Below are 21,890 nucleotides of genomic sequence, written 5' to 3'. Positions count from 1 at the left end.
AATTATTTTCTTTTAGCCTTCGATGAAACCGTCCTAGGAGCAGCTTTTTTCAAAGGCAAAGGTTGATTCTTTTTATTACTAGTCTTATTTTCGATTAATTCTGCAGATTTTACAGGTTTATTCGACTTACTAGCAGCAATAAGATTAAAGCAATATCGCGCGCCACAAATAAGTAGGATACTAAAAATCGAAATAACCCATGCTACAGCAGAAGCGTATAGAGTAAGATGACCAACAGCCCTAGTACTTTCAATAATGTCAACTCCAATATAAGAAAGTCGACATTCACCCAATGAACCATTTGCTATTGAGAAAACAACAGTCCACATAATTGTAATTAAAGCGGATACACCTACACTATCAGTTGCAGCTTCTACAGCATTCAACATAAAAGACTCACGCTCGGTTTTGTCAATAATATTTTTTAAACGCAAGCCACAGCCGCTTTTATGCAATAAAGTTATAAGCATTACAATAAAGCATAAAGTTGGAACTATAGAGTAAAAAACAGTGCGATGCACAACGTCAATAACAGCATCAGGAAATATTCCAAAAACCGGAATAGGCGGCAAAGATTTACGTTGAGAAACTGTTAAAGTAAATTGTGCAACAGATCCAATATTAAATCCAGATCCACAAATCCAAGATAATGCCCAAATAGCAACATTAGGCAACCAAACTAAGCAAGCAATAGTTGTAAGAATACGCGAACCATTTTGCATGCCTAATTTATTGAAATATGAATTAACATAACCAAAATTTGTACAAGCCCAAACCACAACAGTTATTAGTGCAACAAAAGCATATAAACCGAACAAAATTACCGCAGTTCGCTTAGTAATACGAATATTTTTTTGAATATACTCAGGACATATTTGCTTATAACGCTGCTTAGCAGATACAAACAGTGAGCTGCTTGGAAAAACCGCTATAAGTAACGAAATTAAATAAACACAAGAAGATTTACAAGCAACAATAAAAGTAGAATCAAGTAAAGTAACATGCGTATTTTGAGAAAGTATCGCATTAATAGCAGCCCAGACTACAAGCCCAGTAAAATATGCTATATTCCCACCTTTAATACGACGAATTAAGCATACAAGCGTTGAAATAAGTAGAAAAGTAAGGCCTAAAGGAATAATCGTAAGAATGCAATTTCCAAAAGTAAGACCCACGCCTTGAGCAAACATAAACACAGCCCAAGTCATAGACATTGCAGATTCAGAAAGATTACCTGTTCCTTCTTCGATAGAAACCACAAGAAGTGTGAGAGATAAGAAAAGACCTATCGTAAGAGAAAAAATAAGAATAACAATAACAGGAGTTATTACACCTTTAGACATGTTTATTAAGGATGACTTAAGCTTTTCAACCATGCCTTTTCCTTTCAATTCTTTTAGGTGCAAAACCAATATATTGTTTTAAATAGGATATTACTTTAATAATAAGCGATAATAATAAACTTTTAAGCTGGCATAGTAATTAAACTGCTGCAAGGATAATCGCATAATTCACTCATTCCACTAATACCAGTAAGTTCAATAACAAAACTAAAACCTGCAACTATTCCTTGAGCGCGCTTGACAATATTTGCAGCAGCTTTTGCAGTGCCTCCAGTTGCAATAAGATCGTCAACAATAAGCACACGTTGACCTGGCTTAATAGCGTCGCTTTCAATTTCAATACTTGCCTGACCATACTCAAGCATGTATGACTCAGTAATAACTGGAGGAGGTAGCTTACCAGCTTTACGAATAGCAAGAAAACCTTTGCCTAACCGAGATGCCAATAATGGTCCAAAAAGAAAGCCTCGAGCTTCAAGCCCAGCAATCAAATCAATTGAATCAGCTGGCACAGGCAAGGCATCAATCAAAGAATCAATAAGAATTCGCGAAGAGCGCGCATTTGAAAATATAGGAAGAAAATCACGGAATATAATACTAGGATTGGGGAATCCTGGAACGGTACGAATCAAAGAAGCAAGATAAGCGGCATCATCGTTGCTTACTGTTTTCAACGTTTTCACTGTAATATCCGTTGCTGTCATAATCCTAACGTTCTTTTCTTCACAAGACTTGTTATTGGAATATGGAAAGAATGTCACATATTCGCGTGATGCGTGAGACATGTGCTGACTCACACATCACGACTTAAGTATTAAATTATAAATTTATGAGATAAAAGTTATTACTTTTCAGAAGCTGCAGATTCTGATACTGGCTCGTTATCTTCGTTTACAGATTTATTTGCATCATCTTGCTTAGCTTCTTCAGCTTGTGCAGCTTCTTCTGCTTCTTCATCGCTAATAAATGCTGGACGCACATACAATCTGTTCACAGCGCGGAAAGATACTCGCATCAAGCTACCTTCTGAATCGATAACAATCTCTTCATATTGAGTATCTACGCTTACAATCTTGCCGATAATGCCGCCGATTGTAATAATTTCAGTACCTGGTTCCAAAGATTCATGGAAGGAACGCATTTCAGCTTGACGCTTCTTAGCATTGCGAGTCTGGAACATCATCATGCAAACCATTGCTACAACGAGAATAATAAGCATGCCATACTGCTGGAAAAATTGAGGCAAAGTAAACTCCTTAAGTATCCAACCCTAAGACGGTCGAAATGCCGTCCAAGTTAATTATTTTAAGCTAGCTCACTGACATTACTAGGCTCTTTAAAGCCCAAATGTTTCCAAGCTTTACTAGTTGCAACACGACCTTTAGGAGTGCGAATTAAGAATCCTTCACGCACTAGATATGGTTCACATACTGTTTCAACAGTTTCAGCTTCTTCACCAACCATTGCAGCTAGATTATTAAGACCAACCGGTCCACCGTTAAACTGACAAACCATAGCCTTCAAAACTGCAATATCAAGTCGATCAAGACCTTGTGTATCAATCTGGTATAAAGCTAACGCTTCAACAACAGCTTCATGATTTACTTCTGACAAATCATGCACAATAGCCCAATCTCTGACACGTCTCAACAAGCGATTCGCTATACGAGGAGTGCCACGAGAGCGTAACGATAGCTCTTTAGCAGCTTGATCTATAAGGCGAATTCCTAAGACTTTAGCAGATCGCTCAATAAGTTTTTCAAGCTCTTCGTGAGGATAAAAATCAAGGTGAGCAGTAAAACCAAAACGAGCGCGCAATGGAGAAGGCAACATTCCTTCCCTAGTGGTAGCTCCAACTACAGTAAAACGAGGAAGAGTTAGCGGTATTGATGAGGCACCAGGACCTTTGCCGACCATAACGTCAACGCGAAAATCTTCCATAGCAATATAAAGCAACTCTTCTGCAGCACGAGGCAAACGATGGATTTCGTCAATAAACAACACCTCACCTGCGTCAAGCGCGCTTAGTATAGAAGCTAAATCTCCAGCATGCTGGATAGCAGGACCTGAAGTAATTCGAATAGGAACTTGCAATTCATTAGCAACAATCATTGCTAATGTAGTTTTTCCCAATCCAGGAGGGCCAGCCAATAACATATGGTCAGGCGCAACATCACGCTTTTTAGCAGCATCTAAAAACAGTTGCAATTGCGCTTTTAAAACTGGTTGACCAATAAAACCTTCTAATGCGCGAGGACGAAGTTCCTCATCACTGAGTTGCTCATTTCCTAAAGGCGTTGAAGAAACCATGCGTAAGGATTCTTCAGCAACACCAGTATTTAGCGCAGAAGTATACTCTTCACTCACTTCAACTCCCCCAATACTAGATTCTTTACAAACATGATTACCTACCCCTATCAAGTGAAGCTAATGCCATTCGTAAAACATTAGGCAAATCTGCATCAGATATAGGAATTGAAATATTATTCTCTGCACAAACTTGCTCAACTGCTCTTTGAGCGTCAACTTGTCTCCAACCCAATGAAACAAGACCCTCTATTACGCATTGCACGCTAGAATCAACAATCTGCTTATTAGATTGAGTAGAATCATTAGAACTATCTGCCAGTATTGAAGAATCAAGAGAACCCTTCAATTCCAAAATAATCTTCTGCGCACCCTTTTTCCCTAAACCAGGAGCAGAAGAAAGAGAAGTTACATCTCCCTCAGAAATAGCTTGTAAAAGACGATCAACATTCAAAGTTGAAAGCATAGAAAGAGCAACTTTAGGACCAATTCCACTAACTTTTTGCACTTGCAAAAACATTCGTTTAGCAGCTTGAGTTGTAAAACCATAAAGAGTTAAAGCATCTTGCGAAACTTGAAGCGACGTATAAACGCGAACTTCCTGGCCTTCATGCAAAGAAGACAAATCTTGAGAAGGCATATAAGTCTCATAGCCAACTCCAGAAACAACAATAAGAGCAGAACGAGCATCAATTGACGCAACTTGTCCAACAAGCATTCCAATCATAAACTCACTCCCACTTAACAAAAACTCATAGCTTAAAGCACATAAAGTCAAATACAATTATAATAGAACATCTGTTCTATTAATATCCTACATGCCTCGAACGACAGAAGAAGATTTACGCGCCTGAGCTTGAGCTAAAGCCCACTGTTTCTGCGCAGCAGTTAGATGCTGCTCGCGCTCGCCACCTTGTAAAGCACCAGAAGGACGAAGAGCATGACAAATAGCTTGAGCTAAAGCGTCGGCAGCATCAGCAGGAGTAGGCAAAACATTAAGTCCAAGTAGTCGCGCGACCATGCGCTCTACTTGAGGTTTTTGAGCTTTTCCGTTTCCAGCTACAGCAAGTTTAACTTCAGTAGGAGTGTGTAAAGCAACAGGAATATTGCGCTGAGCTGCAGCAAGCATTGCAATACCTGCAACCTGTGCAGTGCCAAGAACAGTATTTCGATTTTCTTGCGCAAAAACACGTTCAATAGACACAGTATCAGGCGAAAAACGCTCAATTTTTTCAACTAATCCATTATAAATCTTTAAAAGTCGCAAATCTTGCGAAAGATCAGGCTCAGACCTCAACACATCGACGTGAATAAAAGAAAGCCGACGCGAGACGCCGGCTTCAATCACGCCGACCCCGCAGCGAGTAAGCCCGGGGTCAACGCCCAAAATCATCATAGGAGACTATTCAGCTTCCTCAAGCTGAGCCATAACTTCATCTGAAGCGGTCCAGTTGCTGTAAATATTCTGAACATCGTCCAAGTCATCGAGATTATCGATTAAGCGAGAAACCTTTTGAGCATCTTCGAAGCTCAATTCAACCTCATTATTTGGATGCATAATAATATCTGCAGAATCATAGTCGAAACCAGCTTCCTGCAAAGCCTTACGCACAGTTACCAAATCACTGGAATTGGTGTAAACAGAATAAACATCGCCATCATCAGCAACATCTTCAGCTCCAGCTTCAGCTGCAACTTCGAAAAGCTTATCGTAGTCAACACCTTCGGATGGAACTTCAATCAAACCTTTACGTTCGAAGTTGAAGCTCACGGAACCGCTTGTTGCCAAAGAACCGTTGCCCTTAGTAAGAGTTGAACGCACATCAGCAGCAGCACGATTACGGTTATCAGTAAGGCATTCAATAATCAATCCAACACCTGCAGGAGCGTAACCTTCGTAAACAATCTCTTCATAGTTTGCGCCGCCAGCTTCTTCACCAGAACCACGCTTTACAGCGCGCTTGATATTGTCAGCAGGCATGGAAGCCTTCTTAGCTTTAACGATGGCATCGTACAGCGTAGGGTTACCATCAGGATCGCCACCACCCAAACGTGCAGCAATTTCAATGTTCTTAATAAGCTTGGCAAAAAGCTTGCCACGCTTTGCGTCGATAGCGGCCTTCTTGTGCTTTGTAGTCGCCCACTTGGAATGACCTGACATGATACTCCTAAAACGTACAGTTAATCAAACGAAACGATTTTATTGCGCTTTCGCGACAAATTTTATTTATCTTTTATATCAAGCCCATGCTTTACTTCAAAAATACGCTGGAAAACTGTAATAATACCGCCAATAGCAAGCAGAATCATAGCAAAACTTAACCAAAAAAGTTGATTTGTAAGACCAACAAGCCCCATAGCAACAAGAATCACAGCAACTCTATCTGCACGAGTTATTAAACCTTTTTTAGGATCTACATTTATTGACTGACCGCGAGCGCGAGTGTATGAAGTTACGAAAGCTGCCATAAGAGCAACCAAACAGCTTAATAATCCTACACACTTTATTGCATTGCCATTCAAAGTTGAAATCCAAGTGCACATATCTTTTTCGTGAGCTTCATACAAACAAATGCATACAGAGGAAAATAATGACCAGTCTGCAATGCGATCGAGAGTTGAGTCAAGAAATGCACCAAATTTTGTGCCGCCTGTTGTCAAAGCAGCAACAGAACCATCTAAACTGTCCGCAAGCACAAAAATAGTTAAAAATATAGTGCCAACAACAAACTGTTTAGTAAAAGCAGTAACAAAAGCAATAATAACTACAGCTATTGTTCCGACAATTGTTACACAGTTAGCACTTATGCCTAATCGGACTAGCAATTTTGCAATTGGAGAAATAGTGCGCTTAAACCCGCTGCGTAATGATTCCAACATTGAATGCAACCTTCCTAGCGTAATCAAGCAAATAAAACTTGGGTTCAATAAACAATCTCATATTAGTCAATCGGCTGTAATACACACAAAAGCCCACACAACGTTAAGAAGTGTGGACTTTTGCTTATTTCGTTTATTTATTGCAATTTAGTTTTCAAGCGAAACTGTGCTGCTTAAGTAACGTTATTTAAATTACATAACTTAAATAGCTTATGCTACTTAGTGTAGCGCTCGAAATCTTCTGCAGTATTGACCTGAACGCGCTGCTTAATGATGGACAAAATCCACTCTTTAGCTTGCGAAACAGGAACGCCATTCAATTGGCTGCCATCGCGGAAGCGGAAGCTCACAGCATTGTTGTTCACATCCTCTTCGCCAGCAATCAAAGTGAATGGCACCTTAGACTTAGAAGCGTTACGAATCTTCTTGCCGAAGCGATCGTCAGAGTTGTCCATTTCGCAACGAACCATATTCTCTTCCAAATCGCTAATCAATTTTTGCAAGTGTGGAGCGAACTCGTCTGCAACAGGAACGCCAGTTACCTGAACTGGAGCCAACCATGCTGGGAACGCGCCCGCGTAATGCTCGAGCAAAATAGCGAAGAAACGCTCAATAGAGCCAAAGAGTGCGCGGTGAATCATCACAGGACGCTGGTGGCTACCGTCAGCCGCAATGTACTCCAACTTAAAGCGCTCAGGCAAGTTGAAGTCGAGCTGAATAGTAGAAACCTGCCAAGTGCGACCGATTGCGTCTCGAGCTTGCACGGAAATCTTCGGGCCGTAGAATGCAGCTCCACCTGGATCGTCCACGAGTTCCAAACCAGACTCTTTAGCAACCTCTGCCAAAGTATTAGTTGCTTCTTCCCAAATCTCGTCGGAACCGACGAACTTATGCTCATCCTTAGTGGAAAGCTCCAAGTAGAAGTCGTTCAAACCGAAGTCTTTAAGAAGACCAAGCACAAAGTTAAGCAAGCTCTTCAACTCATCGCGCATCTGCTCGCGAGTGCAGTAAATGTGCGAATCATCCTGAGTCAATCCACGAACACGAGTTAAACCATGCACAACGCCAGACTTTTCGTAGCGATACACAGTACCAAACTCAAACAAGCGCAAAGGAAGCTCGCGATAAGAACGCTGGCGAGACTTGAAGATCAAGTTATGCATTGGGCAATTCATTGGCTTCAAGTAGTAGTCAGCACCTTGGCGAGTTACGTTACCATTTTCGTCGCGCTCTTCGTCAAGCTTCATTGGAGGATACATGCCATCCTTGTACCACTGCAAGTGGCCGGAAGTCTCATATAAGCCACCCTTAGTAATGTGCGGAGTTTGTACGAAGCTGTAGTGATGCTTTCTGTGCTGCTCGCGCGAATAATCTTCCATTGCGTTAATAATTGCAGCACCCTTTGGATGGAATACGGCTAAGCCTGGGCCAATCTCGTCTGGGAAGGAGAACAAATCCATCTCTTGACCAAGCTTGCGGTGATCGCGCTTAGCAGCTTCTTCCATGCGAGTTGTGTAAGCTTTAAGCTCTTCCTTGCTAGGCCAAGCAGTGCCGTAAATGCGCTGAAGCATAGGATTCTGCTCCGAGCCACGCCAGTAAGCTGCAGCCACACGCTCAAGCTTAAAAGCCTTAATGTAACGCGTGTTTGGAAGGTGAGGTCCGCGGCACAAATCGCTCCAAACCTTGTTTCCTTCGCGATCTACATTGTCGTACATGCTAAGCTCATGCTTGCTGATTTCGCCAGAGGCAGCAGGATCAAGAGCTGCTTCCTTATCCCCAATCAACTCCAACTTATAAGGTTGATTTGCTTCTTCTTCGCGCGCTTCGTCCTCTGTTACAACGCGACGACGGAAGCTTTGAGACTCTTTAATAATGTGCTGCATATGCTTTTCGATTTGCTTCAAATCGTCTGGCGTAAATGGAGTATCAACATCGAAATCGTAGTAGAAGCCGTCTTTAATTACAGGACCTACGCCCAACTTTGCGTCTGGTCGAATTTCTTGAACAGCTTGAGCCATCACGTGAGTAGCGGAATGACGCATGATTGCGATGCCATCTTCACTATCAAGGGCCACTGATTCCACGGTATCGCCGTCATGAAGAGACGTGTACAAATCACGCAACTCGCCATTTAAACGCACAGCAATAATATTCTTATCTTCCGCGAAAAGTTGGGCGCCAGTGAAGCTTGCATCCACCTCCTTGCGTTCCTCGTTTACGGTGATGGAGATGGTATTTTCAGCCATAATTGTCCTTTTCTATCGGGGTCTTGCGTTACTAATGTGCAGACCTGGACTTGTGTGGCGTCGATAAACTTACGCGATTAAACAATCAACAAAACGCGCAAAAACGACGTCAATCGCGCGCATTTTTCACGCGCAATTCGTTGACATTCTAGGACAACAGAGCGACTTTTAAAACTCTTTTGCTAAATAGCGTTTTCGGCTACTTTTTCTCGCCTTGCATGCAATCTTGATGAAAAATCATTAATTTTTATAAAAATGCTTTCGCCAATCTTGACTATTAAGAAGAAAGCTCCAGCGCAAATAGCAATAGTGCCACCGGCAGAAAGCTTCAGTATTACAGCTAAAGCTAGTCCAATTAAAGCAATTGAAACAGCAGTAATTACGCATGCAAGTACGAATTTATTTATAGAAGCAATTCTTCCCTTTAATGCTGCAGCAGGAGCAGCAATAAGAGATACTGAAACAACTGTACCAACTGCTGGAATAATAACGGAAACAGTAATAATAATCAAAGCAAGAACCATGCCCTGTATAAAACCTGATCTTCCGCCTGCAGCACGGTAATTAATAGGGTCAAACGAGCAATGCACAAGATTAGCAGAATTAAAAATCCATAATCCCAAAACAAGCAAGAAAGCAACAGAGGCTGAAATTACGTCTGCAGGAGTGCAATTAAGCAATGATCCAGTTAAAAATCCCTCAATACGCAATGGCAATGGAGCAAACCACTTATTTAAAAAGTATCCACTAGCAAAGCCAACAGTTAAAGTAATACCAGCTGCAGCTTGCGAAGAAATGCCTTTAAGATGCGAAAGTGCATACATTACTAAAGAAAGTACAACACACGCAACAGCAGCACCGACAAAAAGCCCAAGCGACAAAATATTTTGATCTATTGTATAAGCAGAAGTTAAAACTACACCTAATACTGCTCCAGGAAAAGCAGCATGAGTAATAGATTCAGTAAAGAATATTCGCTGATTAAGAAGCGCGAGAGAGCCAACAAAACCACATAGAGCACCTACAACAATTGCTTCAACTATAGGTAGAGCAATAATTTGCCAAATACTTACCATCTATTCCCTACCTTTACAAGATTTTGCTAAAACATGCATATCGGTACCGCTTGTATGAGTTTTATGCGCAAAAACTATAGATGAAATGACTTGGAATAGCCAGCGTACAATAAGCACAACTACGAACATTGCACACATGCTTAATGCAATTGCAGCTTGAGGAGAAATAGGATGATCAAGCTCCAAATTCATAACGTACATACCAAGAACAACTCCAGCAATACCAACAAAGATACCAACTGCAACCATACGCCCAACTGTTCTAGACACTAAACGAGCACTAGCTCCTGGAATAATAAGGTACCCGATCACAAGAAGAACACCAACAGCTGAAGATGCAGAAACAACAACCGCAGCAATGCCAACGTTAAGAACAATATCGACAAAAAGAGTATGCACTCCCATTAATGGAGCACTTGCTCGATCGAAAGCAACAATAATCTGCTGTTTCCAAGTTGCCAAAAGCACAATAATTGCAAACAAGCAAATCCACATTGCTTGAGTCATTCGCTCATCAGTGACATCAAGCAGCCTACCAAACATCAATGCCTCGAGCTGACCTGACATATCACCTTTTTTTAGTGAAATTACTACACCAAGAGCAAAGAAAGTAGTTAAAACAGTTGCGATAATCGATTCATTTATGCGAGTTGAACGAGAAGCCCACACTAATGCAGCAACTAAAAATACTGAACAAATTGCAGCACCAGGAATAATTTGATCTATGCCACCGTATAAAGCGCCTACAACAATTCCAGGAAATATGCCATGCACAATAGCTTCCGCATTAAATTCAGCACATCTCAAGTTCACAAATACACCAACGATTCCGCTAGCTATAGATAGAACTATAAGTAAGCAGAACGGGCGAAAAATATAAGGAGCAGAAGCAATAAAATCAAAACCAGGAATTGGTTCCAGAACTTTTCTTAATGACTCAACTAATTGGGCAAGCATTGAAAATCAGCCTTCCGCAATTTCCGAAAAAGTAAGACCTGCAGAAGCAGCAGGCATGCTTCCACCATATGCACGAGTAATATTTTCTTTAGTCATTACTTCTTTAAGCGCGCCAAAAGCAATCTGCTTGCCAGCTAAAAGTAGCGCTTTTTCACAAATAGCATCTGCAATAACTAAATCGTGCGTAGATACAACAAAAGCAATACCTTCTTGCTTTGCTGATTTCATAATATTAAGAAGTTCTCGGCGATTCGGTTCATCAAGACCATTAAAAGGTTCGTCGAGCAAAATAAGCGTTGGCTTTGCAACAATCGCGCGCGCAAGAAGAATGCGCTGGCGCTGACCGCCAGAAAGGTCACCAAATCGCACATCTGCGCGATTTAATAAACCAACATGATTAAGAGCATCCTCAACAGCTTTTTTCTGATCTTTTTTAAGCAATCCAAGAAAACCTGTCTGTCTACTTAAGCCCATTGCAACAACTTGCCGTGCAGTAATCGGGAACGTTAAATCCAAATCAACCTGCTGTGGAACATATCCAATAGACAAAGCCTTAGGCATTTTCAGTTCACCGCGACTTACGCGCACGATACCAATAATAGCCTGCAAAAACGTTGTTTTCCCAGAACCATTTGGACCTATTAAAGCCAAAGCTTCCCCGGCTTGCACACTGCCATTAATACCAGTCACTACAGTTTTATAACCGTATGCCAGGTCGCAATTTTTCATTGCAAGGACGCTCTTATTCACTATATTTCCAGTCTTTTCAGTTTATTAATAAGTATTCGTAACAGTAACTTCTTGCTTTCGCTATTAAACTTTCGCTATTAAAGTTACTGTTACGATACTATTATTTTTACTGTTATTTATATGTTACTTCTTCAATGCAGTCTTAACTGAATCTGGAAGTTCAGGAACATTACCATTCCAAGCTTTCACCAATGTTTCAACATTGTGAACAATGGAACCGATGTAAGTTTCGCCTGCAGATCCGACTGGTCCAAGCGAATCTCCATAAAGTGCGTCGTCGCCAATAACAGCCTTTACTCCTGCTGCTGCAGCAACAGCCTTGATAGACTTGGAATTGTTAGAATTCTCAGCAAAAATCGCAACAGCTCCGGACTTCTTGACATCTTCTGCAGCTTTCTGAATATGATCTGCAGTAGCATCCTGCTGGCTGTTGAAATCAGAAAGTGCTGCACCAATGAACTTCACATTGTAGTCACGAGAGAAGTAACCGAATGCATCGTGAGAAGTGAAGAGAACACGATGCTTTTGTGGCACACTATTCAAAGCTTTAGTTGCCCAAGCATCCAAATCAGTCAAAGACTTAACGAACTTTTCAACATGCTCATCGAAAATAGATTTACTCTTAGGAAGAGCTTTTCCGAGGAAATAACCGATATTCTTAACCTGAATCATCGTGTTCTTCGTGCTGGTCCAAATATGTGGATCGTACTGGAATTCAGGCTCCTTCTCGCCTTCTTCTGGAGGGAATGGCCACTTTTCAGCATGCACCTTAGCGATACCGCGATCAACCTTGTATGGAAGATCCTTTTCCTTAGCAGTCTCAGCCTTTGGATCCTTGATTTCGTCAGCAGTGAGAATACCGGAAGTTACACCCATAGTGCCCTTAAAACCGGTAGCTTTCACAGCTTGATCCAAGAAGTGCTCGAGATCTACACCAGAAACAAGCATCAAATCAGCCTTAGAAAGAGCTTTAGATTGAGCTGGAGTCATTTCATGCTCATGAGCAGAAGCGTTTGGCGCAAGCAAGCAGGTCAAATTAATTGTTGACTTTGCTTTGTCTTGAGGAGCTCCGATTACAGACTTCTTGCCCTGAGAATCAGTCTTATTGAGGCTCAATCCAGATTTTGCGTCAGCAGTTGAAGCGATTTGAGTTACGTAATCGCAAATTTGAGTTGTAGTTGCCACTACATTTACTTGATTGCCCTTCGCCTTATTTTCGGCATTTTTTGCAGAGCCGCAAGCACCCATAGAAGTTGCTAATAATGCAACCGCAGCTGCAGTTGCGAAAATTCGTGAAGTTTTCACACTCGTTCCTTTCGGGAATCTTTAACTGTTATTGCATGGGTTGATTGTGAGAGGTACTCATGAAAGCTATTCATGAAAAAAATAATCATTCGCAATAACGCTTATAGCATAAGAAAAATATGCGTAACGGTCAATAAAAAATGTGAAAAAATATAATTATTTTTGCAAAAATGCGTTTCGTGAATTTTTCATCTGCTATAATGCAAAATTTCAAAAAAGACCATGCTGCTTTCTGCTTTATCTTGCATTAAAAAACGTTAATATACCAACGAAAAAATAAATGTGATTATAACATTTGGACAAATTTATTAATCAGGCATTTTTGTTTATTTTTTACGCAAAACTAGTAGCGACACGCCATAATATTCACGACACGCAGAATAACAAAAAAATTACAAATATTTTCAAAATGTTTACAAATTGTAACAATACATAAGTTTAGACAGTAATACACATGTTTAGCCAACTCTGCATGTGCTTAACGACGATTACACTTAATACTATGTTTGGCAATACAGATGGTATGAATTACATTGCAAAACCTGACAGTTCACACACTGACGATAAAAACTCTGCAAATAATGAAATATCAGTAGATATTCATCTTGCTTCCACACCATTGCGCACGCCTCATGCAAGCGATAATAAATATTCAAGAGGCGTTCTAGGCGTAATTACCGGTTCAAACGACTATCCCGGAGCAGCAGTGTTAAGCACAAGCGCTGCAATACATGCAAATATTGGAATGGTCCGTTATTCAGGTCCTCTTCGTGCACAAAATTTAGTATTGCAAGCATCACCTGAAGTAGTAGCATACGAACAATTAAACGGAAAAATCGACGCAATAACAGTTGGATGCGGCATACCAGACGAAAGCCATTGCAACGACGAAACGGCTTTATCTCAAAGAAAATACATTGCTAGCATACTTGCAAAATACTCCAACGAAAACGAAAACGACAACAAAAACGACAACAAAAACGACAACGCTGAAACGCAATTAAATAACAATCTTCCGCCAATATGCGTAGATGCTGGAGCATTAGACTTACTACCAAAACAAGTTTGCGAAAAAGTAGTTCTCACACCTCACGCAGGAGAATTAAGCTCGCTTTTTACTAGATACGATTTAGAAGTAAGCGCACAACAAATAGCCAGCAACCCAACACACTACGCTCAAAAAGCAGCCGATCTTACTGGAGCAACTGTGTTAGTTAAAGGCGCAACAACAGCAGTTGCATCACCATCAAAATTGCACTCTCCTATTTATATTGCACAATACGCTCCATCCTGGCTAGCAACTGCAGGCTCAGGAGATGTGCTAGCAGGAATTTTAGGAGCATTGCTGGCTCAGCACGAAAAAGATAACGAAAACAACGCGAACAACAACGAGAAAAACAATGCGAACAACAAAAATTACGCACTTATTGCAGCGAGCGCAGCTGTGATTCATGGAGTTTGCGCAGTATTTGCGTCACGCAGTAGCGGAGGAAACAATTACACTCAACTAGTGCAAGACATAGTGAAATCAAAGCGTGCTTTAACTTTGGAACATCCAATTGTGGCAAGCGACATTATAAATGCATTACCGCATGTTCTTGGGATTCTTATTAATATAAAGTAGCGCGCGGAATAATATCAGCAGTGTACAAAATTAACGCATGAAACAAAATACGCGAATGTAAAATAACGTATGAAACAAAATAGAAGGAGTAGAAATAAATGACTAACGCACAAAATATTGAGATCCATGACGTCATGTTTGATTATTGCAAAGTTCTACTCGAATGGAATTGCCGAAACTGTTTGCAAAACCAGTTCCCGAATTTAGCTGATACTATTTGCCCTAATGGAAGCTTTGGAAAGAACGATTTAGCCGGGTTCTATGAATTTGAGGACCGCATGGATGGCGGCGAGCTTTTGAAAGATCTTATGCCTGAATACGAACGTCGCTTTGGAAGCGAACTTGCTGAAGCTTTCCGTTGGTATTGCGCTCATTATGACCAAGTTTTGACACGAATGATGCCTGGAATGGTTGATTTATTGCATGATTTACGTAAAGCTGGATACGGCGTATGGGGCTTAACAAATTGGTCTAAAGAAACTTTCCCACTTGCGTTACGCAAATTCCCAGAACTTTCTACTCTTTTGCAAGGAACCATTATTTCCGGTGTTGAGCATTTGCATAAGCCAGAACCGGAAATTTTTGAACTTGCTATAAGTAGATTTGGATTAAATCCGCAAACAACTGTTTTCTTCGACGACAAACCAGCAAATATTGATGGAGCTCATAGAGTTGGCATGCATGGCTTTGTTTTTACAACTGCAGAGCAAGCGCGTAAAGATTTAGCTTCAGTAGGAGTAAATCTTTAATAATATTGCTTAAATATTTAGCTTATATTACTAAGATCATGTATAAAACTATAGTTATGTGAAACTATGGTTATGGCAACTAAGAATTAGGTTATGCCTATACCTTTTGCTAGATTCGTTAGCGGCTCATTTATGTGGTTTTTGATGATTATCGTAACTTTTAGCTCACGAAAGAAGCTCGTATGACTTTGCTACAACTGAAGTATATTGTAAAAATCGTTGACTGCGGTTCAATGAATGAAGCAGCACGAGCACTATATATTTCACAACCGGCATTGAGCTCTTCTGTAAAAGAGCTTGAAAGAGAACTTAACATTGAAATTTTCACTAGATCCACTCAAGGAATTGCATTAACAGCTGATGGAGCTGAGTTTTTGACGTACGCTCGACAAGTAATTGAGCAGGCGGATCTTCTTGAAGAACGATACAAAAGTACGAAGCCTCGCCCACAATTATGCAGCGTTGCAACACAACACTACATGTTTGCTGTTGAAGCATTCGTCGATATGATTCGCAGTATTCATTCTAACGAATACGAGTTTTCAATTCGCGAGACGCGCACAAAAAATATCATTAAGCAAGTAAGCGATATGCGCGCAGACCTTGGAATTCTTTATCTTTCTGACTACAACAAGGATGTAATCGGCAAGCTGCTTCGTGAAAAACATTTGGAATTCCACCCGCTTTTCCGAGCAAAATTGCATGTTTTTCTTTCTAGAAATAATCCGCTTGCAGTGCGAAAAAGCTTGAGTTTGGAAGATTTGAAACCGTATCCTTTTATTCAATACGAACAGGGAGAAGAAGGAAGTTTCTTCTTCGCAGAAGAAGCGGTTTGGCCTACTCGCCCACCGAAAAAGATCAACGTTTCTGACCGCGCTACCATTTTAAACTTTATTATTGGGTTGAATGGTTACACTGTTTGCACTGGAATAGATAACGGCGATTTAAACAATGAAAAAATTGTCACTATTCCGCTTGAATGTGATGACACTATGCTTGTTGGCTGGATTACCAACGAGCGCACGAAGCTTTCAAGAGCTTCACTCGCTTATCTTACGCAACTTAAATCTGTGCTTGTAAGACATGGTTACGCGCTTATAGATTCACGAAATTAGTTTATTAACTTACTCGCTTATTAACTTATTGCATGTTGAACTATTAAATGATTAGTTCGCAAAACAACAATCAAATAAGTTGAACTTGCAAAATAACACAAACTAAAAAATAACTCATAATACAAGTTGTCCACATTTCTTTAATCGAATTGACGCTCACTTTTTCCATTCATAAAATCGCTATTAATTTGTTGCAAAGAAAAAGGAGATGCGTGATGGGCATTATTAATGTAGCGGCAAAAATATTGGAAATTATGGGACCAATGACAACTATGAAGCTGCAGAAGCTTGTGTATTATTCTCAAGCGCACAGCTTAGCTACAACTGGATTGTCACTATTTCCGGAAGATTTTGAAGCTTGGACGAACGGTCCGGTTTCATTGGAACTATTTAACAGGCATCGAGGAAGATTCACAATTCGCAAAGAAGAACTACTGATTTCTCTTCCAGAAAGATGCGCAACTTTAGAATATGAGCAGGTCAAGATTATAGAGGAAGTGTGCGCAAAACTTGGAAATCTTACAGGAAATCAGCTCAGCGAAAGAACGCATAAAGAAGATCCGTGGATTCGCGCGAGAATCGGCATATCTGCAAATCAAGGCAGCGAGGAAATAATTTCCAAGAAGTCAATGCACGACTACTACATTAAGCATCCTATTGTGTAAATGCGCGAATGTCCGAAGAGCGCCAACTAGAGACCGTAACGCAGTATGCGCTCGCGCGGGTAACGCGCTCGCTTACGAAACTCGCGTTGGAAGTCCACTGGACTTCCAACTTAAGCGAGTTTCCGCTCCGAGTTGCTTTCGCGCGCTACGCTCTAAGCGCGAAAGCAGGTCGGAGCGCACACAAACAATTAAGGCGAGCACGTTGTTATTAGCAAGTGCCCACCTTAATCATTAAAAAACATTCTTATTTTATAAGTACATCTAAATCGCAGTGCCGTGCTCGTCAAGGCGCGGATTCTGCCTAGAATTACTAAAGCTAAAGAACAAGCCAAACACGCCTAATGCAAACAAAATGGAAACTACCACAACAAGCACAATAGGCTGGCTAGGAAGCCACATAATCACCAAGAAAGCAAGCGCGGAAAGCAAAATCACAGCCCAGGAAAACACTCCGACAACTTTACGAACAACATTCCAAGTATCATCGCCCAACTGAGATCGCTTAACATTGCGAGCCAGTCTCTCCTCCTCAGCTGTCACGTTAGAAGTTGGCTTCCAAGGACCAGTTCCCCTCTCTTGAAGTCTTCTAGAGCGTTCTTGTAAATTGTATTCGTCAATCATGCCTCCGCGAGCGCGACCTTTTGTTTCATCATATTGAGAAGGAATCCCCTTGCGGCTCTGCCTTTCCTTCGCGCGACGCTCTTTGCGGTTTGCCATGATTGTTCCTTTCTACATTGAATTTTCGTATATCAAGCATTTATGACACAATACGCACTATTTTAGCACGGTAAGGCCTTCTTCACACGCGTCGACAATTCTTTCTATTAATAAATCGTTGAGCAGCCTACCTTTGCGTGTTGCGATAATGCGATTTTCGTGCAACACTGCCAAATCTTCCTTACACACTTCGCGTAACACTTTTTGCAAATGCGAATCATCGAACACCTTATTAGTTTCGCGCATCTTTTCGCACAATTGCAAAATATTAAGACCTTCTTTAATGCGAAGCCCAAGCATTACTTCTTCAATAAGCGCATCTTCAGCATTTATACACTCGTAGTTTTGCCACGGCACATTTCCAAGATTTATAGCATGCGCCCATCGTTTTGGGTGCAAAATATCCCATGAGCGAAGGTTATAAAACTCGTTTGGATTAGCTAAAGAAGCACTATCATCCATGCTTTGTTTACTAATACGATTGGCAGCATTGTAGTGCGAATGTGCTCCAGGACCAATTCCAGCCCAATCAATATTTCGCCAGTAGCCAAGATTATGTTGAGATTCAAAACCCGGACGCGCCCAATTAGAAATCTCGTACCATTGTAATCCAGCAGAGTTAAAAAGTTCGTCTGCCAACTCGTATTTTTGAGCTTCATCATCGTCGTTTGGCGCTTGAATAGTGCCAGCAGCGATTTGACGACCCATTTTTGTGCGCGGCTCTACCGTTAGCGCATATGCAGAAATATGGTTAACACCTAGGCTTAAAGCCATTTCTACTGACTCTCGCCAATCGTCTAGACTCTCTCCCGGAGCGCCATAAATCAAGTCAACACTTGAACGCAAACCACATGCGTTTGCTGCTTTTACACCGCGAGTTACGTTTTCTGGAGTATGCGTGCGGTCAAGAGTTTTAAGAACATGCGGCACTGCTGATTGCATTCCGAAAGATATTCGCGTAAATCCGCCTTCTGCAAGCGTTTCAATATACTTTTCGTCTGCAGTATCCGGATTTGCTTCAGTAGTTATTTCCGCGTCTTTATTAAACCCCCACAAGTTGCGTATTTCTTGCAAAATTCGCACTAAATCTTGCGCTTTAAGAACTGTTGGAGTGCCTCCACCGAAGAAAACAGATTGCGCTTTAGGTTCGAAAATTCCGTGATATTCCTGCCATTTTTTTACAAGACGCATCTCTTGAATCGCAACATCCGCATAACCTTCGCGACTTGCACCTTCACCCAAATCGCGAGCAGTATACGTGTTAAAATCGCAATAACCGCAGCGGCGCAAGCAAAACGGCACGTGCACGTACACTTCAAAAGGCATACTTTCAGTTTGCATAGCTGATTTATTTAATTCAGCATCCAACTCTAAACTCATCCTTCAGACTTTTGCGCTGCGCGAATCTTATCTTTAGTATCGCGATCGTTTGCGCTCTCGTCTGTAGCCAAAGCCGCAACGAATGCTTCCTGCGGAACTTCAACATGTCCGAGCATCTTCATGCGCTTCTTACCAGCCTTCTGCTTTTCAAGAAGCTTACGTTTACGCGTAATATCGCCGCCGTAGCATTTAGCGAGCACGTCTTTTCGAAGAGCGCTAATAGTTTCACGAGCAATAATTCTAGAGCCAATTGCAGCCTGAATTGGAATTTCAAACTGCTGACGAGGAATAAGTCCACGAAGCTTCTTAGTCATCATAACGCCGTAAGAATAAGCCTTATCTCGGTGCACAATCGCACTAAAAGCGTCAACCTTATCTCCCTGAATAAGAATATCAACTTTCACTAAATCGGCAGCTTGCTCGCCATCTTCGTGGTAGTCAAGAGAAGCATAGCCTTTTGTGCGGCTTTTAAGCTGATCAAAGAAGTCAAAAACGATTTCTGCAAGAGGAATCCTGTAATGCATTTCCACGCGGTCTGCACTAATGTATTCCATTGTGCCCATTTCTCCGCGATGATCCTGGCACAAATCCATTACAGCACCAATAAATTCTTTCGGCGTAATAATATCTGCAGCAACCATTGGCTCAATAATGCGCTTAATCTTGCCTTCTGGAAACTCGCTAGGATTTGTTACGTGATGTTCTTTACCATCTTCGCTAGTGACGTCATAAGTTACGTTAGGAGCAGTGGAAATAAGATCCAAGCCAAACTCGCGGCTTAAGCGCTCTGAAACAATCTCCATGTGTAGAAGACCTAAGAATCCACAACGGAAACCAAAGCCCAACGCAACAGACGTTTCTGGCTCGTAAATAAGAGCTGCATCATTAAGTTTTAGCTTGTCGAGAGCATCTCGAAGATCTGGGAATTGAGCGTTATCAATTGGGAAAAGACCTGCGTAAACCATAGGTTTAGGGTCGCGGTAGCCATCCAAAGGCTCAGATGCAGGATTTACGGCGCTAGTAATAGTGTCGCCGACTTTAGATTGACTCACGTCTTTTGCGCCTGTAATTACGTAGCCGACTTCGCCAGCCCCAAGCGCCTTTGTTGGAGTCATATCTGGGCTAATAACGCCGATTTCAATAGGATCGTGCGTCATGCCGATTCCCATCATATGCAATTTTTCGCGCGACTTAAGTTCGCCATCAACCATACGAATATAGGTGACAATTCCGCGATACGAATCGTAGACTGAATCAAAAATGAGCGCGCGAGCAGGAGAATCAGGATTTCCGCTTGGGGCTGGAACTTCCAGCACAATTTGATCAAGTAAGTCTTTAACACCTTCGCCGGTTTTACCAGAAACGCGCAACACGTCCTCCGGCTTGCAACCAATTAATCCAGCTATTTCTTCAGCATGCTTGTCTGGCTCTGCGCTTGGCAAGTCGATTTTGTTAAGCACAGGAATAATCGTCAAATTGTGGTCGATTGCCATATAAAGATTAGAAAGCGTTTGCGCTTCAATGCCCTGAGTTGCGTCAACAAGCAGCACCGCACCTTCGCATGCTGCCAGCGCGCGTGAAACCTCGTAAGTAAAATCGACGTGACCAGGAGTATCAATCATGCCAAGCGAATACTCTTTGCCTTCAAAAGTCCACGGCACTCGAACAGCCTGAGATTTAATAGTAATACCGCGCTCTTGCTCAATATCCATGCGATCCAAGAAACGGTCTCGCATTTCACGCTCTGGCACGATTCCTGAAAGTTGTAAAATGCGGTCAGCTACAGTAGACTTGCCGTGATCGATATGCGCAATAATGCAGAAATTGCGTATCAACGATTGATCCGTAAATCCTGGCTGGTTATGCGGTGTAATCAAGGCAAATATCTCCTTTTAAGAATGCGAATACATGAAAACATGCAAACATAAATCAAGCACTATAACTAATCAATACTAGCAAATCTACTACCTTAGCGTAAAGTGCAAAATACGAAAGTTATTTATTAAATAGCATATTCAATAAGTTTTTAATTAAACCAACAATAACAAATTAATTATATAAACTACTATATTTATCTAATAAGCATGATACACTTATCATTTGTATGTCCTTATATAGCAAACGTCGTTTGGAGTAACAGTGGCAAACATTAAGTCGCAGAAAAAGCGTGTTCTCACTAACGAGAAAGCACATAAGCGTAACGTAGCAGTAAAGTCTGCTTTGAAGACTGCTATTCGTGCTACTCGTGAAGCCATCACCGCTGGTGATAAGGCTGCAGCGCAGGCCGCTTTCGCAGTAGCCGCTAAGAAGCTTGACAAGGCTGCAGGTCGTGGCGTGATTCATAAGAATCAGGCTGCAAACCGCAAGTCTGGTCTTGCTGTAGCGATTAACGCTCTGTGAAGTTTGTGCAGGTAACTGCATAACACAGCATGTAAGGAAAATCCCCAGTACCAATCGGTGCTGGGGATTATTTATATCACTCTATCGGCAACGTAATTTAGACGATATACGCCAATACGAGTACCACTACGAGTATAACTGCCACGGCAGCAGCAAACACCACGTAATCCATAGGCTTCACATGGTGATGCTGCAACAATGCATGGCATACAAACGCTGCGATCAGCAAGATTACCCCTGAAATAGCATTGGCATACCAAGGTAAATGATTGATGCACGAGAAAACAACACTCGTCAGCCAAATGGTAGCAAACGAAGCAAGCCATGACCGATGCCCTGTTGTGGCATGCTTCTTCGAAATAGTTGCATCATCCAT

Annotated in this window: 22 protein-coding genes; 5 read left to right on the top strand and 17 right to left on the bottom strand. The window is 41.5% G+C overall.

Annotation, left to right across the window (positions count from 1 at the left end; translation table 11 throughout):
* Nucleotides 1–2 precede the first annotated feature (2 nt).
* The 13 genes from HXT40_RS02920 to HXT40_RS02860 form a co-directional block, all read right to left on the bottom strand.
* Complete coding sequence (locus HXT40_RS02920) at nucleotides 3–1,376, bottom strand: DUF6350 family protein (protein ID WP_421777321.1); 1,374 nt, start codon at nucleotides 1,374–1,376, stop codon at nucleotides 3–5.
* An 89-nt stretch (nucleotides 1,377–1,465) separates the two neighbouring features.
* Nucleotides 1,466–2,047 (bottom strand): adenine phosphoribosyltransferase, encoded by a 582-nt coding sequence (locus HXT40_RS02915; RefSeq protein ID WP_012914213.1) that lies wholly within the window; start codon nucleotides 2,045–2,047, stop codon nucleotides 1,466–1,468.
* A 140-nt stretch (nucleotides 2,048–2,187) separates the two neighbouring features.
* Nucleotides 2,188–2,589 (bottom strand): preprotein translocase subunit YajC, encoded by a 402-nt coding sequence (gene yajC, locus HXT40_RS02910; protein ID WP_004108823.1) that lies wholly within the window; start codon nucleotides 2,587–2,589, stop codon nucleotides 2,188–2,190.
* Nucleotides 2,590–2,648: 59 nt separating this feature from the next.
* Entirely contained in the window at nucleotides 2,649–3,653 is a 1,005-nt protein-coding gene (ruvB, locus tag HXT40_RS02905) for a Holliday junction branch migration DNA helicase RuvB (protein ID WP_217431467.1), read from the bottom strand.
* A 94-nt stretch (nucleotides 3,654–3,747) separates the two neighbouring features.
* Nucleotides 3,748–4,377: a Holliday junction branch migration protein RuvA gene (ruvA, locus tag HXT40_RS02900; RefSeq protein WP_004108817.1), complete on the bottom strand. Its 630-nt coding sequence runs from the start codon at nucleotides 4,375–4,377 to the stop codon at nucleotides 3,748–3,750.
* Between the two features lie 87 nt (nucleotides 4,378–4,464).
* Nucleotides 4,465–5,046, bottom strand: coding sequence for a crossover junction endodeoxyribonuclease RuvC (gene ruvC / locus HXT40_RS02895; RefSeq protein ID WP_012914216.1), 582 nt, complete (start codon nucleotides 5,044–5,046; stop codon nucleotides 4,465–4,467).
* Nucleotides 5,047–5,052: 6 nt separating this feature from the next.
* Complete coding sequence (locus HXT40_RS02890; RefSeq protein ID WP_004108813.1) at nucleotides 5,053–5,811, bottom strand: YebC/PmpR family DNA-binding transcriptional regulator; 759 nt, start codon at nucleotides 5,809–5,811, stop codon at nucleotides 5,053–5,055.
* Nucleotides 5,812–5,873: 62 nt separating this feature from the next.
* Complete coding sequence (locus HXT40_RS02885; protein WP_004108811.1) at nucleotides 5,874–6,530, bottom strand: CDP-alcohol phosphatidyltransferase family protein; 657 nt, start codon at nucleotides 6,528–6,530, stop codon at nucleotides 5,874–5,876.
* A 215-nt stretch (nucleotides 6,531–6,745) separates the two neighbouring features.
* The gene (gene thrS / locus HXT40_RS02880; protein WP_012914217.1) at nucleotides 6,746–8,776 is read right to left on the bottom strand and encodes a threonine--tRNA ligase; all 2,031 of its coding nucleotides are present in this window, start codon (nucleotides 8,774–8,776) and stop codon (nucleotides 6,746–6,748) included.
* Between the two features lie 182 nt (nucleotides 8,777–8,958).
* Entirely contained in the window at nucleotides 8,959–9,852 is an 894-nt protein-coding gene (locus tag HXT40_RS02875) for a metal ABC transporter permease (RefSeq protein ID WP_004108805.1), read from the bottom strand.
* Nucleotides 9,853–10,809 (bottom strand): metal ABC transporter permease, encoded by a 957-nt coding sequence (locus tag HXT40_RS02870; RefSeq protein ID WP_012914218.1) that lies wholly within the window; start codon nucleotides 10,807–10,809, stop codon nucleotides 9,853–9,855.
* Between the two features lie 6 nt (nucleotides 10,810–10,815).
* The gene (locus tag HXT40_RS02865; protein WP_004574322.1) at nucleotides 10,816–11,538 is read right to left on the bottom strand and encodes a metal ABC transporter ATP-binding protein; all 723 of its coding nucleotides are present in this window, start codon (nucleotides 11,536–11,538) and stop codon (nucleotides 10,816–10,818) included.
* 144 nt (nucleotides 11,539–11,682) lie between these two features.
* The gene (locus tag HXT40_RS02860) at nucleotides 11,683–12,864 is read right to left on the bottom strand and encodes a metal ABC transporter substrate-binding protein (protein ID WP_004108796.1); all 1,182 of its coding nucleotides are present in this window, start codon (nucleotides 12,862–12,864) and stop codon (nucleotides 11,683–11,685) included.
* Between the two features lie 472 nt (nucleotides 12,865–13,336).
* Here HXT40_RS02860 and HXT40_RS02855 point away from each other — a divergent pair, with 472 nt between their 5' ends.
* From HXT40_RS02855 to HXT40_RS02840, 4 genes are all read left to right on the top strand, one after another.
* Nucleotides 13,337–14,488: an ADP-dependent NAD(P)H-hydrate dehydratase gene (locus tag HXT40_RS02855; protein ID WP_416091196.1), complete on the top strand. Its 1,152-nt coding sequence runs from the start codon at nucleotides 13,337–13,339 to the stop codon at nucleotides 14,486–14,488.
* Between the two features lie 98 nt (nucleotides 14,489–14,586).
* Nucleotides 14,587–15,237, top strand: coding sequence for an HAD family hydrolase (locus HXT40_RS02850; protein ID WP_248893383.1), 651 nt, complete (start codon nucleotides 14,587–14,589; stop codon nucleotides 15,235–15,237).
* A gap of 182 nt (nucleotides 15,238–15,419) precedes the next feature.
* The gene (locus tag HXT40_RS02845; protein ID WP_012914223.1) at nucleotides 15,420–16,352 is read left to right on the top strand and encodes a LysR family transcriptional regulator; all 933 of its coding nucleotides are present in this window, start codon (nucleotides 15,420–15,422) and stop codon (nucleotides 16,350–16,352) included.
* 215 nt (nucleotides 16,353–16,567) lie between these two features.
* Complete coding sequence (locus HXT40_RS02840; protein WP_004108773.1) at nucleotides 16,568–17,017, top strand: Panacea domain-containing protein; 450 nt, start codon at nucleotides 16,568–16,570, stop codon at nucleotides 17,015–17,017.
* A 261-nt stretch (nucleotides 17,018–17,278) separates the two neighbouring features.
* Here HXT40_RS02840 and HXT40_RS02835 read toward each other — a convergent pair whose 3' ends face one another.
* Genes HXT40_RS02835 through lepA form a run of 3 tightly spaced genes read right to left on the bottom strand, consistent with a single transcriptional unit; the run spans nucleotide 17,279 to nucleotide 20,991 of the window.
* Complete coding sequence (locus HXT40_RS02835) at nucleotides 17,279–17,734, bottom strand: tripartite tricarboxylate transporter TctB family protein (protein WP_421777320.1); 456 nt, start codon at nucleotides 17,732–17,734, stop codon at nucleotides 17,279–17,281.
* Nucleotides 17,735–17,791: 57 nt separating this feature from the next.
* Complete coding sequence (gene hemW, locus HXT40_RS02830) at nucleotides 17,792–19,114, bottom strand: radical SAM family heme chaperone HemW (RefSeq protein ID WP_004108768.1); 1,323 nt, start codon at nucleotides 19,112–19,114, stop codon at nucleotides 17,792–17,794.
* Nucleotides 19,111–20,991, bottom strand: coding sequence for a translation elongation factor 4 (lepA, locus tag HXT40_RS02825; RefSeq protein WP_012914227.1), 1,881 nt, complete (start codon nucleotides 20,989–20,991; stop codon nucleotides 19,111–19,113). Before lepA ends, hemW begins: the two co-directional genes overlap by 4 nt.
* A 262-nt stretch (nucleotides 20,992–21,253) precedes the next feature.
* Here lepA and rpsT point away from each other — a divergent pair, with 262 nt between their 5' ends.
* The gene (gene rpsT, locus HXT40_RS02820) at nucleotides 21,254–21,514 is read left to right on the top strand and encodes a 30S ribosomal protein S20 (protein ID WP_004106518.1); all 261 of its coding nucleotides are present in this window, start codon (nucleotides 21,254–21,256) and stop codon (nucleotides 21,512–21,514) included.
* A gap of 97 nt (nucleotides 21,515–21,611) precedes the next feature.
* Here rpsT and HXT40_RS02815 read toward each other — a convergent pair whose 3' ends face one another.
* Nucleotides 21,612–21,890, bottom strand: a complete 279-nt coding sequence (locus HXT40_RS02815) for a hypothetical protein (RefSeq protein WP_033888441.1) — start codon at nucleotides 21,888–21,890, stop codon at nucleotides 21,612–21,614.

It is taken from the genome of Gardnerella sp. DNF01180P (assembly GCF_049244205.1).
Classification (GTDB): Bacteria; Actinomycetota; Actinomycetes; order Actinomycetales; family Bifidobacteriaceae; genus Bifidobacterium; species Bifidobacterium swidsinskii.
Note: the sequence above shows the minus strand (reverse complement) of the source record. Positions and strands in the feature narration are given on the sequence as shown.

Excerpts from the sequence above, each read along its gene's own strand:
- HXT40_RS02920 (WP_421777321.1), bottom strand. The coding sequence starts at position 1,376 with ATGGTTGAAAAGCTTAAGTCATCCTTAATAAACATGTCTAAAGGTGTA.
- HXT40_RS02915 (WP_012914213.1), bottom strand. The coding sequence starts at position 2,047 with ATGACAGCAACGGATATTACAGTGAAAACGTTGAAAACAGTAAGCAAC.
- ruvB (WP_217431467.1), bottom strand. The coding sequence starts at position 3,653 with ATGGTTTCTTCAACGCCTTTAGGAAATGAGCAACTCAGTGATGAGGAA.
- ruvA (WP_004108817.1), bottom strand. The coding sequence starts at position 4,377 with ATGATTGGAATGCTTGTTGGACAAGTTGCGTCAATTGATGCTCGTTCT.
- ruvC (WP_012914216.1), bottom strand. The coding sequence starts at position 5,046 with ATGATGATTTTGGGCGTTGACCCCGGGCTTACTCGCTGCGGGGTCGGC.
- HXT40_RS02890 (WP_004108813.1), bottom strand. The coding sequence starts at position 5,811 with ATGTCAGGTCATTCCAAGTGGGCGACTACAAAGCACAAGAAGGCCGCT.
- HXT40_RS02885 (WP_004108811.1), bottom strand. The coding sequence starts at position 6,530 with ATGTTGGAATCATTACGCAGCGGGTTTAAGCGCACTATTTCTCCAATT.
- thrS (WP_012914217.1), bottom strand. The coding sequence starts at position 8,776 with ATGGCTGAAAATACCATCTCCATCACCGTAAACGAGGAACGCAAGGAG.
- HXT40_RS02875 (WP_004108805.1), bottom strand. The coding sequence starts at position 9,852 with ATGGTAAGTATTTGGCAAATTATTGCTCTACCTATAGTTGAAGCAATT.
- HXT40_RS02870 (WP_012914218.1), bottom strand. The coding sequence starts at position 10,809 with ATGCTTGCCCAATTAGTTGAGTCATTAAGAAAAGTTCTGGAACCAATT.
- HXT40_RS02865 (WP_004574322.1), bottom strand. The coding sequence starts at position 11,538 with ATGAAAAATTGCGACCTGGCATACGGTTATAAAACTGTAGTGACTGGT.
- HXT40_RS02855 (WP_416091196.1), top strand. The coding sequence starts at position 13,337 with ATGTGCTTAACGACGATTACACTTAATACTATGTTTGGCAATACAGAT.
- HXT40_RS02850 (WP_248893383.1), top strand. The coding sequence starts at position 14,587 with ATGACTAACGCACAAAATATTGAGATCCATGACGTCATGTTTGATTAT.
- HXT40_RS02845 (WP_012914223.1), top strand. The coding sequence starts at position 15,420 with ATGACTTTGCTACAACTGAAGTATATTGTAAAAATCGTTGACTGCGGT.
- HXT40_RS02840 (WP_004108773.1), top strand. The coding sequence starts at position 16,568 with ATGGGCATTATTAATGTAGCGGCAAAAATATTGGAAATTATGGGACCA.
- HXT40_RS02835 (WP_421777320.1), bottom strand. The coding sequence starts at position 17,734 with ATGGCAAACCGCAAAGAGCGTCGCGCGAAGGAAAGGCAGAGCCGCAAG.
- hemW (WP_004108768.1), bottom strand. The coding sequence starts at position 19,114 with ATGAGTTTAGAGTTGGATGCTGAATTAAATAAATCAGCTATGCAAACT.
- HXT40_RS02815 (WP_033888441.1), bottom strand. The coding sequence starts at position 21,890 with ATGGATGATGCAACTATTTCGAAGAAGCATGCCACAACAGGGCATCGG.